Annotated in this window: 9 protein-coding genes; all 9 read right to left on the bottom strand. The window is 31.5% G+C overall.

Translation table 11 applies throughout. The annotated features are described in order from the left end of the window. Window positions 1-65 precede the first annotated feature (65 nt). On the bottom strand, window positions 66-1,817 hold the full coding sequence (locus tag IR010_RS16030; protein WP_194605260.1) for a hypothetical protein: 1,752 nt from the start codon (window positions 1,815-1,817) through the stop codon (window positions 66-68). Next, entirely contained in the window at window positions 1,805-3,016 is a 1,212-nt protein-coding gene (locus tag IR010_RS16025; RefSeq protein WP_194605257.1) for a DUF4249 domain-containing protein, read from the bottom strand. The genes IR010_RS16030 and IR010_RS16025 overlap by 13 nt, the downstream gene beginning before the upstream one ends. Before the next feature lie 11 nt (window positions 3,017-3,027). Continuing rightward, window positions 3,028-5,814 (bottom strand): TonB-dependent receptor, encoded by a 2,787-nt coding sequence (locus IR010_RS16020; protein WP_194605254.1) that lies wholly within the window; start codon window positions 5,812-5,814, stop codon window positions 3,028-3,030. 5 nt (window positions 5,815-5,819) lie between these two features. Beyond that, the gene (locus IR010_RS16015; protein WP_194605251.1) at window positions 5,820-6,566 is read right to left on the bottom strand and encodes a hypothetical protein; all 747 of its coding nucleotides are present in this window, start codon (window positions 6,564-6,566) and stop codon (window positions 5,820-5,822) included. A 173-nt stretch (window positions 6,567-6,739) separates the two neighbouring features. Then, window positions 6,740-6,991 (bottom strand): hypothetical protein, encoded by a 252-nt coding sequence (locus IR010_RS16010; protein WP_029271786.1) that lies wholly within the window; start codon window positions 6,989-6,991, stop codon window positions 6,740-6,742. 200 nt (window positions 6,992-7,191) lie between these two features. After that, window positions 7,192-7,938, bottom strand: coding sequence for a LytR/AlgR family response regulator transcription factor (locus tag IR010_RS16005; RefSeq protein ID WP_194605248.1), 747 nt, complete (start codon window positions 7,936-7,938; stop codon window positions 7,192-7,194). Next, window positions 7,931-9,472: a tetratricopeptide repeat-containing sensor histidine kinase gene (locus IR010_RS16000; protein WP_194605245.1), complete on the bottom strand. Its 1,542-nt coding sequence runs from the start codon at window positions 9,470-9,472 to the stop codon at window positions 7,931-7,933. Before IR010_RS16000 ends, IR010_RS16005 begins: the two co-directional genes overlap by 8 nt. 197 nt (window positions 9,473-9,669) lie before the next feature. Beyond that, a complete protein-coding gene (locus IR010_RS15995) occupies window positions 9,670-10,062 on the bottom strand; it encodes a hypothetical protein (protein WP_194605242.1) in 393 nt (130 codons plus the stop codon). Between the two features lie 250 nt (window positions 10,063-10,312). After that, complete coding sequence (locus IR010_RS15990) at window positions 10,313-12,448, bottom strand: polyribonucleotide nucleotidyltransferase (protein ID WP_029271790.1); 2,136 nt, start codon at window positions 12,446-12,448, stop codon at window positions 10,313-10,315. Between the last annotated feature and the right edge of the window lie 157 nt (window positions 12,449-12,605).

Raw genomic sequence — 12,605 nt, 5'->3', positions numbered from 1 at the left:
CATTTCTTAATATAAAAGTCTTATTATTTAATTAAAAACAAAGCTTTTTATAATTATAACAAAACTTAATTTGTGGTTGAATCTTTCACTTCGATAATTTCCTTTAAAGAAACAGGAATTCCGTTTTTAGAAAAACCTTCCAATTTTATTTCAAACGTTCCTGGGATATCTGATGCGTAAAATGAATTATTGTTTTCAACATTTAATTTTACCTCAGGGTTCCAAAACAATTGATTTCTAAAATCAGGAATTCTTGCATTGTCTTCTATATTAGAGTAGTCAATTTTATTATATATTTTTTTAAGCTGTGGTCTTAAGATTGAAGTTCTGATTATTGAAGTGCCGCTTTGTGTACTTTTAAAATCTCTGTCGAATGTTGTAAAGCTTATTAATCCGTTAAATGATTTTGAACCTACATAATAACGTCCAACAATTAGTTCGATTTTGTATACATTTTTCATGTTATACGTCATCAATTCATTTTGATTTTCTAAATATAGTCCGTCAATTAAAACCAATGCAGGTTCTGGCAATTGAGGAAAAACACTCGGATCATTCACATGCAGGTAAACTTTATCATCTTTTTGTTTGTGATATATTTCAACTGCAACTTCAGTCATAGTTTCTTTTAAAGTTTTAAATCTAGTATAGTCATCTAGAACATACTCTTTTGCCAACGGATAATAGAAAGGATCATAACTTGGCGCTTTAGTTATATTATCTGTTTTTTTATGATAATAAGCATTTTCTATCTGACTAGAAATAGATCGATTTACTAAGCTTTCTTTTGTGATATAAGATAAATTAGCTTCTGGAATAAAAGACAATTTCGAGTAATCAATTTCTGGTAAGCTGTTTAACGAAATGGTATAATTCGAAGCATTTTCATCAATTACCTGAACACTTATATTAGTATTGTAATTTGCCTTGTCGACTGTGAAAATAAAATTGCCCTGTGCGTCAGTTTTAACCACTTTAAAAGCAAATGATTTGCCTGGAAGTGAAAATGCAATAGCAATATTTTCGATTCTGTCAGTACCATTTTTAGCTGTAATTTTTCCAGAAATGACTTCACCTCTAATTTCAGGCAATACAATTGTTGTTTCCTGATTTTGTACATCAAGAATTGTATTTGATTTATTTTCAGAAAAAGCCACAGCCGTAGTTTGGTTCGTAGTAGGCAAGTTGTCTATTTTTCGGACAGATAGGGAATAAGCACCATCTTTGAAAATAGGATTAGCCGTTTCAATTTTTAAATCAACTAATTCTCGGTTAGAAAATGTTTTTTTATTTAAATTAAATTTTACATTTTCATTTGTAATCACGTTGCTTTGTGAAGCAGTTTCATTGCTAATGACAGCTGAAACTCCCTGATTGCTATTTGTAGTGCCTGATGTACTTTTTTCGTCTGCTTTATAAGGATTGATTATTTTAATGTCTATCTGAAAAAGATCTGAAGCTGATTTATTTAACATCCAATCTGTATATCCAACAAGTTTATAATTTCCTGTTTTTAGAGTTGTTGGTATAAAATAATCTCCTTGCCCGTATGAATTCTCTAAAGCAACTTTAGTTTTAAATACCGATTTTTTATTGCTGTCAACCAGTTCGACATACGCTATTTTGCTGATTATGCTTGGAGTCTTGTCAGAAGATTTTAAGCAATAAACTTTATATAGTAATGTTTCTCCTGAAACAAAGGTTGTTCCATTCGCATGAACAAATACAGATTCGTCTATATTGACTGTTTTTTGTGCGGTTATCAATTGTGTATTGATGAATACAAACAATAATAATATGTGTTTTAATTTATCCAAAATGAAGGTATTTTATTAGATGAAAAAGTAGTACAGTCTCCACAAGGTGCATTAACCATGTAGTAATCCAGTCTTGTTGGATCGTAAAAATTTGGCGTTACTAAATTTTGCTGTATATCACTTATTAGTTGTGGCCCCATACAAGCGCGCTCGGGATCAGTGCTAAATCCAAAACAAAACCAATAATACTTATTGCTGCAGTCTGTATAATAAGGTGGTAAATTCTCTCCAGGAAATAAATCGGAATAATTGAAAAAGATCCTTTTTATATCGACCGAAGAAACATCAAAAAAACCAATGGCTTTATAGTCTGAATTTGTTACACATTTAATATTTCCATTTATAAATCCGGGTTGTTTTGGCGATAATATGCTTGACGAACTTGCAATTTCTTTTAAGGTTTTATAAAAAGAGTACGATTCTACATTTTGAACATATTGTTTAACCAAAATGGTATAACGGTGACTGATAATGTAATTTTGATCACTTATAAATCGAACAGAAAAATTTACTCTGTCTTCTTGTAAGTTTGTTGTAGTATATTGAAGAATATCTACTGAGTTTTTAGTTGAATAGCAAACTTTCGTATCTGTTGAATTAGGAACTTCAGTAAGCTCTCTCGGACCGGTAACAACTAACTTAGTAGATGTCCAAACAGGCGTAATAATTTTAAAAGTTTCTTCGTATTTATATCTGTAATATTTAGAGGTATTAGTAGGGTCATAGCTTTTTACAGATATCCTAACGCCTCTTCCTTCTTTACTATCTGTAACAACTTCTGGTGTAATGCTTTCTATTTTGCTTGCCGTTGTTAAAACTTCTTTTGTAGATTCAAATCTTTTCCCGTCAGCGGTTATGATTTCAAGAGAATATTCTGTATTTGGTTCTGCTTTGAATGCAGTTTCTGAAACATATATAGTATCTTGTTCTATAAAGTGGTAATTATTTCCTTTATTGTCTTTAACGTTTACGTTAGCACCTTTTTCAGTTTTTATCCCTTCGTCTTCAAATTGTGAAGTCTTTGTAAGTCTTATTTCTTGCTGCTTAAGTTCGTTAGTTATGGTTGCTTCTACTACTAATGCTTCTTCATAGGTATTTGTCTGCAAATTGTAAGTTTCGGTACAACTGCTGATAATTACACTTAAAAGAAAGAATAGGGCGATTTTATTTATAAAGATGGTTTTCATTTTTGAATCCATTTGAAATTTATTTAAAATTTGAAATTATAAGTAATACTAGGAACCGGAATAGAGAAGATAGAAGTTTTATAGGCCTTTATTTTTCCTTCTGGATTAGTTACAAAAAAAATAGAATAAGGATTGTTTCGTCCTAAGACATTATAAACCGATATGTTCCAGAAACTATGTGCTAATTTTTTTATTTTATGGTTTCCTTCAATATTAAGACCGATGTCTAGACGTATATAATCTGGAATTCTATATTTATTTCGATCGCTGTAAAGTGTGTAGTCTGCATCTCCAAAATGATATGTTCCGATAGGATAGGTGATAGGCCTTCCTGTTTGATATAAAAAGTTTGTAGACAAACTGTATCGCTTTGTAAATTTATAATTTAATACGGCACTTAAATCATGAGGTTTGTCAAAATTTGAAGAAAAATATTTTCCATTGTTTACTTTCTCTTCGTTAAATTCTCCATTAAGTTTTATAAGTGAACGAGAATAAGTGTAGCCAATCCATCCATTTAAATTTCCAACTTGTTTTTTGACTAAGAATTCAACTCCATATGCTTTTCCTTCACCTTGTAAAAGTTCTGTTTCTACATTTTCATTCAACAGTAATTGTGCTCCTACTTTATAATCAAGAATATTGTTCGATTTTTTATAATATCCTTCTAAGCTTAGTTCGTATTCTTCATCTTTTAGATTTTTATATAAACCTAATGAAACCTGTTGTGCACTTTGCGGTTTTACGTTCGTGTCAGATAATTTCCAGGTATCTGTTGGTGATTGTGTTACATTGCTTGATAACAAGTGTATGTATTGTCTTGTCATGTCGTAGCCTGCCTTTATTGAAAAATCTTCTGTAAAGAAATATCGTGCAGCAAAACGAGGTTCTAAACCTCCGTATGTTTTTACAACTTCATTATTGTCATAGTGATCAGTTCGAACAATTGAAGCGTCACCTAAAGGCAACCCTGGTTGATAAATATTAACATCAGCTGGCCCTAAAGAAGCATAGAAAGAATACCGTAACCCTAAATCGATCAATAATTTATCGCTTAATTTATAATTATCAGCAAAATAGATTCCGGATTCGAGCGCTTTTTCTTTTTCAATATCTGTTGAAATTAAAGTAGCCTCTGGTTTAGTAGGATGCTGATATCCGGGTGAAATATTGTATAATTTACTTGCAACACCATAACTGAAATTATGTTTTTCATTGAATGCGTAATTGAATTTTGCCTGTATTTGAGATTCATCTATTTTATAGCCAAAATGAAAGGAATTAATATCATCCGAATGATAATCGATATTAAACTTGTATTCACTGTTTGTAAAAATAAAGGCAGCTTTGTGTTTCTTGTTAAAAGTATGATCCCATTTTGCAGACGCTAATCTGTTGCTGTATTTATATACAGAATCTGAGCTGATACTAAAACGGTCATGACTGTAATATATAGTAGCTTCTAGATTGTTGTTTTTATTTATAGCGTTATTATATTTTAAGATTCCGTCATAAAATCCAGCTTCACTATTTTTTAGATCTTCATTGTCTAATGCTTTTAAAATCCAGTCAGAATATGTAGCTCTTGCTCCAAACAGTAAGCTTGATTTGTTTTTTTGAATTGGCAATCCAAAACTAAGATTTGATGTTACAGGACCAATTGCCCCTTCTCCAGAAAATTTCTCAGGATTTCCATTTTTAGTTGTAATGTCAAATACAGAAGATAATCTTCCGCCAAAATCTGCCGGAATACTTCCTTTATAAATATCAGCTTTCTTTGCTGTGTAAGGATTTATAGCCGAGAAAAAACCTAAAAAATGTTGCGGATTATAAAGGACTGCATTGTCTAAAAGAATTAAGTTTTGATCCTCTTTTCCTCCTCTAACATTAAACCCAGCAGATCCTTCTCCAGTTGTTTTAATTCCAGGAAATGTGGTAGCGACTTTCAAAATATCTCTTTCGCCAAGAATTAGAGGAACATTTTTCATGCCTTCGATATCTATAGAAACTAATCCTGAAACCACATTTTCAACTGTTTTTTGTCCTTTCTTTTTAATGACAACTTCATCCAGCTGATTTGATTTTTCATTTACATTAATATCAAAATCGCCATCATCATAAACCATTAATGTTTTTACAACCTCTTTATGGCTTAATGATTTTATTTCAATAACATTTGTTCCTCTTGGCAACTGTAAAGTATAATGTCCATCAGGATCAGTCGAAGTACTAATGTTTTTATTTCTTATTTTAATATAAATGCTAGGCTCCGGTTTGCCGGTTTCTTCATTTCTTACAAATCCAGAAACAGTAAAAGTTTTTTTAGAAGTGTCTTTATTTTCTTTGCCTATAAATATTACAGATCCTTTTTTAGTAACGCTATAACTGTTTACAGAATCATATTGCTGATAAAAAACAGGATTGTCACCGCTGTTTTGATTGCTGTTACTCTCGTTTGCAACTGGAGCATCAGGAAAATAATTTGCAGGTAAATCCTCGTGTATCGTATTGTGCAGCGTTAGGATTATTTTTTTATTTAAAACAATAAAATTGAGATCGGTTTTGTTTAAGATTTTATCTAATAATTCATCTACAGCAACATTGTTAAAGCTCCCAGATATTAAAGTTTTATTTGCATCAACCCATGTTGGGTCGTAGTAAAACTTGTAAGCAGTAGTGCTTTCAAGTGATTTTATTATGCTGGATAATGTTTCATTTTTATATTCTACAGTTATTTTTTCATTCGAATTTTGAGCAAATGAAATTAGATTTAATAATACTAGTACTAAGGTGAGTATAACTTTTTTCATTAGTCTTATTTAGCTTGATTGGAAAGTGAAGTATTGATATATTTCATTAAATTTTTCATAAATTGATTTAGATCAGATTTTCTAATACTTCTGTTCATTAAATAAAACTCATTGATTTGTTTTTTTTGTTCTGGAAATAAATTAATTAAATCATTTTTGCTATTAATCGGGTATAAGTTTTTTTTATAATCAAGGTAAAAATGATTATTGTCCTTAAAGTAATAGTATGCACCATCATCCTTGACTTTCTTTTGAATCGTTTTAGAATGTTTGATGTAAAATATAAAGTTGTCGCTAAATTTAGCAGTTTCGTAGTAACCTGTTAAAAATTCAGGAAGATTGTATTGCTCTTTATGTATTTTGACAAAATTTCTATTCGATATTGTAAAAGAATCTACTTTCTCAGTGTTCAAGCTCACTCCAATTAACTCTGAAGTGCCGGCTGGATTTAGAATTAAAATATCTCTATAAACATCGTACTTGAGAGCATTGTCATAATAAATTTGCCCATTGTAAGTGAGATTTCCTTTTTCAAATTTATCACCTAAAAAATACAAATTGTTATCGTCTATTGTTCTGTACGGATTGGTGTAAAGAACACCGTTATTTATGTCTAAATTTTCTTTTCTGATAGTTGAATCAAACCAATTAAAAATTTCGTTTTCTTTAGCGGTTTGAGCGTGTAGAGCGTTAATACTTAGTAATAATCCAAAGATACTATGGAATATTATTTTTTTTTGAGAATTTGTCAAAGGATTCGCAGATTTGTTAGTTTGTTTTTTGGTGATTTCAAAAGTATTAAAAAAAATACTAACAAACTTCGCCTTAAGTGTTAAATTGTAATATAATATTTATCATTTTATGCAAAAATACCCCAAACTTAAAACTTAAGCTGAGGTATTTTATCAAGGAGGGGCAAACTATTTTAATCTAAATAATCATCAGAAGTATCTAAGATTTCATCGAATATTTTTTTCAGCGATTTTAAGTAAAAAGGAAATGAAACAGCTAATATGATGTATTCTTTTCTGAGAATAGTGACGTCATCAAGAATTTCATATAAACTCGGAATAATTAAAGCCAGAGAGACTAAAACGCCAATCCAGGGATTATTTATTATTTTTTTTAAAGTTGATAAAAGTTTCATTTCTGGTTGTTTGGTTAGTTCGATTCTCATCTAGAATTAATTTTATTTGGTTTTTGTGATGCGAATGTAATGGCGATTTGCTTTCTCAATCTTAAAAATGTCACGAAAGCCATTTTTTTTGTCATGAAAACTCTAAAAAGGTATTTTGCTCGACAAAGCGTTTTATAAAACAAAAAATCCTCTTCGCTAGAAGAGGATTTGAGGAAAATATTTTTTAAAGGTTCTTTGAGTTACGATAAAATATTCATCTTTTTTATAAAATCTTTATAAGTATCGCTAAGGTTTATTTTGTGATTGCCTTTTAAAATTATAAGATTGTCAGAAAGTATGATTTCTTCAATTTTATCTGAGTTCACAATCGTATTTCTGTGCGTTCTTATAAATTTACTTCTATCTAATAAATCGCTGATTCTAGTCAATGAAATGAGAATTACAAATTTCTCTTTTTCAGTAATAATATTACAGTAACGTTCTTCGACCTCAATATAAAGAATGTCGTCTAAGGCTACTTTTTTTAACGCGTTTTTCTTTTTTATAAATAAATAATCACTGCTGATAACCGTATCTTGTTCTTCACTTAAAAAGATATTGGTTTGAGCGTAAAATTTTTCAACAGCCATTTCTATGCCGTACAAAATTTCGAGCTCATTAAAAGGCTTCATTAAAAAACTGAAAGGTTTAGTAAGTTTAGCTCTTTCAAAAATTTGACGATCTTGAGAGCTGGTCAAAAAAACAAATGGTTTTGACGCATTCGGAATTATATTAATGGATTCTGCAAAGGTTATTCCGTCTGGTTTTCCGTCTAAGAAAACATCAATTATAATAACATCAATTGTATGTTCGTAAAAAAGTTTTAATGCCTCTGTAAAGTTTGTGCCTACTCCCACAACATTATAATTGTTTTGAAGCAGTACCTTAATAAGTGCATCGCTTTGTTCAGGCGTGTCTTCGATAATTAAAACATTAATATTATCCATTGCTAGTTGTTTTGAGGAATGTTAATATCATTTTAGTCCCATTCTTTAATTCGCTTTCGATCGCTAATGTACCACCGTTTTTTTTGATCATTTGTTTGCATAATTGCAATCCTAAACCAGTTCCTATAATTTCAGCATTCTTTTTTTTGGCTAAAACTTCAGTGTCTTTAAGCAGTTCTGTTATTGTTTCTCTGGTCATTCCAATTCCGTTGTCCTGAATAATTAATTGGCAAGAATCAGAATTGTTTTCCTGTGTGTAAAAAGTAATCTGGCCATTTTCATTTGAAAACTTAATGGCATTATCCAACAAATTTCTAAATACAATTTTTAATGAATCAAGATCTGCGAAAATGAAAATATTTTTTGAAACGTTGTTTTCAAAATGAATCGCTTTGTCTAAAAGCAAAGGTTTGTAATTATATTCAATTTGCTGTACAATAGAATGCAAATGGACAGATTCTTTATGAAAATACAATTGCTTTGTCTGGAGCATTGCCCAATGCAGTAAATTGTCTAATAAACTGTAAGCGCCGTTTGCAATACCGCTGTTTTGAATAATCAACCCATTTAAATCATCATAATTTTTAGTTTGTAATGTTGCGGCTAATTTAGCATTGCTTGTTTTCAGGGCATTTACAGACGAGCGCAAATCATGACTTACAATCGAAAACAACTGATCTTTAGTTGCATTAAGCTGGTCAAGTTTATTTTTTTGAATTAATATGGTTTTCGAATTTTTTACTTTTTGAGCGTAAAGATAAATTCCTGCAGTTAAAAACAGCAATAAGGCGATAGCCGAGAAAAAAAACACATTGCGCTGTGTTTTTTTTAATTCGTTTTCGACTTTTAAGACTTTAATTTCTTTTTGTTTTTGTGCAACTGCGAATTTTTTTTCAAAGTCAGCAACTGCCCAGACTTTGTTTTGGTTATTTAAAGAGTCTTTCCATTTTTCAGATTCTTTTCTATATTCTAAAGCTTTTTTATAATTGCCTCTATTTTCTTCTACAGCCGCCATATTTTCAGCTGCCATCGCTTTTTTACTGGTGTTTTTTACTTTTTTCGATAATGCGTAGGCTTTTTCAAAATAAGGAATCGCTTGGCTGTCTTTGTATTGTACATAATATAAATTTGCCATAGCGTTGTAAGCATTTAATAACTCAGTTTCATTTTTTTCTTTTTCTTTAATTTCTAAACTTTTCACAAGGTAATCTTCAGCTCTGTCATATTTTTCTAAAAAGAAATAAGTGATTCCTAAGCCTTCAAATGTTTTTGAAAGATCGTGAGATTGTTGTGAGATTTGAGGAAGTTTGAGCGCGTTTTCATAATACAGCAAAGCATTTTTAAACTCGCGTAATTCTAAAGTCGCAGTGGCTAAAAGGATTCTGGCGCGAAGATAAAATTCAAATTTTTCAGAAATGAGTAATAGTTCCTTTTTAGCTTCCTTGTAGAGTTTTTTTTGAACAAAACTTGAACCTCTAAAATAATGCGAATAATCAATTAGTTCTTTGTTTGTTGTTAAACTCAATTGTTTCATTGAGTATATAAGAGTAGAATCCCAATCTTTTTTTAAGTAAAAAGATTGAGATTTAATAAAATTTATTTCCTCCTTAAATTCGATCGTCTTTTTTTTAAGTATGTTTTTTTCAAATAAATCAGGTGACTGAGAAAAAAGCAAACTTGGAACTATCAAAGTAAGATAAAGAAAAAACCTAATCCATTTATTATTCATAATTATGGCAGTTCGGTTCTTGTTCCTCTTGAAGTTTCTGGATCAATATCCTTTAAAAAGGATACAATTTGGTTTAAATTGTTAACATTATCAGACGTATAATCTACTTCTACATACCATACATCACAGCTTTCCGGTGTTTTGTCAGAAAAATTATAGTCAAAAAATAATTGTAGAGAATTGCATATTTCTTGTGGCTCCGCAACAGTTGGGTTATTGGGGTCTTCAGAGTTAATATATAATGTAGCCCTGATTTTTAAAGTTCGCACACCTCCTTCTGTGGTGTAGAATTTTGCAGAAACTAATGGAGGTACGGGATAGGTTACGGTTTTTGGATTTGAAAAAATAAAATCGCCTGTGTTGATTCTGGTATTCTGTACTACAGTATACGCCATAATTGGTGTTTTTTAGTGTTAATTAATTGGTTTTGGTAGCGTTAAAGGTATTTTTTTTCTTTCAATAAAATGTAAATTAAGTGTTGTTTTTTAGCTTTGGCTGTTTTATTCTAAATAACAGATAAATAGTAATGTTATTTATTAATAAGCGGCATTTTTGAATTTGTAATTTAAGTACAACGAAAAACCCCAATTCAAATATTTGAATTGGGGTTTTCTATGAATAAACCTTTAGTAAACTAAGATCTGATTACTCTTTTTTGTCCTCACGCGGAGGTCTTTGCAAAAGTGCTTTTCTTGACACTTTTTCTTTTTTAGTTTTAGGATCTACACCTAAGTATTTCACTTCAAATACATCACCCATGTTTACAACATCAGTTACGTTTTCAGTGCGTTCCCAAGCTAATTCAGAAACGTGTAATAAAACTTCGTTTCCTGGTGCAGCAGTATATTCTACTACAGCTCCAAAATCTAACATTTTAATTACTTTTACTTCATAAGCTTCACCCATTTGCGGTTTAAAAGTGATTGACTTAATTTTAGCCAATACTGCTTCGATTCCAGCAGGATCTGTACCTAAGATTTCGATAACACCTTGCTCATCAACTTCATTGATTACAATAGTTGTTCCAGTAGCTTTTTGTAATTCTTGAATTACTTTTCCTCCAGGTCCAATTAATGCTCCAATAAAGTTTCCAGGAATAGTTCTGGTAATGATTTTTGGTGCGTGTGCTTTTACGTCAGCTCTTGGTGCAGCGATAGTTTCAGTCAATTTTCCTAAAATATGTAAACGTCCTTCACGTGCTTGCCCTAAAGCTTGCTCCATAATATCATAACGTAAACCATCTATTTTAATGTCCATTTGACAAGCTGTAATACCATCAGCAGTTCCAGTTACTTTAAAGTCCATATCTCCTAAGTGATCTTCATCACCTAAAATGTCAGACAACACAGCAAATTTTTCACCGTCAGTAATCAATCCCATAGCAATTCCAGAAACTGGTTTTACCATTTGAACTCCAGCATCCATCAAAGCCATTGTTCCAGCACAAACTGTAGCCATAGAAGAAGAACCGTTAGATTCTAAAACTTCAGATACAATACGAATTGTGTAAGGACAATCAGCAGGAATCATGTTTTTTAAAGCTCTTTGCGCTAAGTTACCGTGACCAACTTCTCTTCTTGAAGTTCCTCTTAGAGGTTTTGCTTCACCAGTTGAGAAAGGAGGGAAGTTATAGTGTAGGTAGAATTTCTCTTCACCTTGTTCAGATGGAGAATCAATTTGGTTAGCTTCTCTAGAAGTTCCTAAAGTTACAGTAGCCAAAGCCTGAGTTTCTCCACGTGTAAATAAAGACGAACCGTGAACTCTTGGCAAGTAATCAATTTCACACCAAATTGGTCTGATATCAGTTGTTTTTCTACCGTCTAAACGAACACCTAATTCTAATACTACATTACGAACAGCTTCTTTGTTTGTTTTGTAGAAATATTTAGAAACTAAATCTCCGTCAGCAGCTAATTCTTCTTCAGTAAATAAAGCTTTTACCTCTTCTTTTACTTCAGCAAATGCAGCAGTTCTTTCGTGTTTAGCTGAACCAACTTTTGCAATTGCGTATATTTTATCGTATGCAGCAGCTTTTACTTTTTTGTAAATTTCTTCGTTTTCTTTCTCACCTTCGTAAGTACGGATTTCTTTTTTACCAAAAGCAGCTTGTAAACGTAATTGTGCCTGAATTTGAACTTTAATAGCTTCGTGAGCAAATTTAATTGCACTAACCATTTCAGCTTCTGAAATTTCTTTCATCTCTCCTTCAACCATTGCAACTGAATCCATAGAAGCACCAATCATCATGTCGATGTCAGATTTTGCTAAGTCTTCTCTGCTTGGGTTGATTACAAATTTTCCGTCGATACGTGCAACACGAACTTCAGAAATTAAGTTATAAAAGGGAATATCTGAAACTGCTAATGCTGCAGATGCAGCTAAACCAGCTAAAGCGTCTGGCATAACTTCTTCGTCATGAGACATTAATTGAATCATAACTTGAGTTTCAGCATGATAATCATCTGGGAAAAGCGGACGCAAAACACGGTCTACTAATCTCATTGTTAACACTTCACTGTCGCTTGGGCGTGCTTCTCTTTTGAAGAAACCTCCAGGAAAACGACCAGCTGCTGCAAATTTTTCGCGGTAATCTACTGTTAATGGTAAAAAGTCTACCGCTGGGTTAGCGCTACGAGCTGAAACTGCTGTTGCAAGTATCATCGTGTCGCCCATTCTTACTACTACCGAACCGTCAGCTTGTTTTGCTAAACGACCCGTCTCGATTGTGATGCTTCTTCCATCACCTAAATCGATCTTTTCTACAAATAATTGTGGAATCATAATTTTTCCTTATTGGTTATACAATGGGTTTTAGTTGTGTTGTAGTTGTTGTGTGTAGTTGTTGTTTCTAAAACCCAATGAAAAACCAAACTTTTTTTCTTATAAAATGCTTGTAATGTAAAAACAAAAAGAGGCACTCTCGCACCTCTTTTCTATA

The organism is Flavobacterium sp. MR2016-29 (genome assembly GCF_015350695.1).
Lineage (GTDB): Bacteria > Bacteroidota > Bacteroidia > Flavobacteriales > Flavobacteriaceae > Flavobacterium.
This window is presented reverse-complemented; position numbering and strand designations above follow the sequence as displayed.

Coding starts and splice junctions, on each gene's coding strand:
- IR010_RS16025 (WP_194605257.1), bottom strand. CDS start 3,016: ATGGATTCAAAAATGAAAACCATCTTTATAAATAAAATCGCCCTATTC.
- IR010_RS15990 (WP_029271790.1), bottom strand. CDS start 12,448: ATGATTCCACAATTATTTGTAGAAAAGATCGATTTAGGTGATGGAAGA.
- IR010_RS16010 (WP_029271786.1), bottom strand. CDS start 6,991: ATGAGAATCGAACTAACCAAACAACCAGAAATGAAACTTTTATCAACT.
- IR010_RS15995 (WP_194605242.1), bottom strand. CDS start 10,062: ATGGCGTATACTGTAGTACAGAATACCAGAATCAACACAGGCGATTTT.
- IR010_RS16000 (WP_194605245.1), bottom strand. CDS start 9,472: ATGAAACAATTGAGTTTAACAACAAACAAAGAACTAATTGATTATTCG.
- IR010_RS16020 (WP_194605254.1), bottom strand. CDS start 5,814: ATGAAAAAAGTTATACTCACCTTAGTACTAGTATTATTAAATCTAATT.
- IR010_RS16005 (WP_194605248.1), bottom strand. CDS start 7,938: ATGGATAATATTAATGTTTTAATTATCGAAGACACGCCTGAACAAAGC.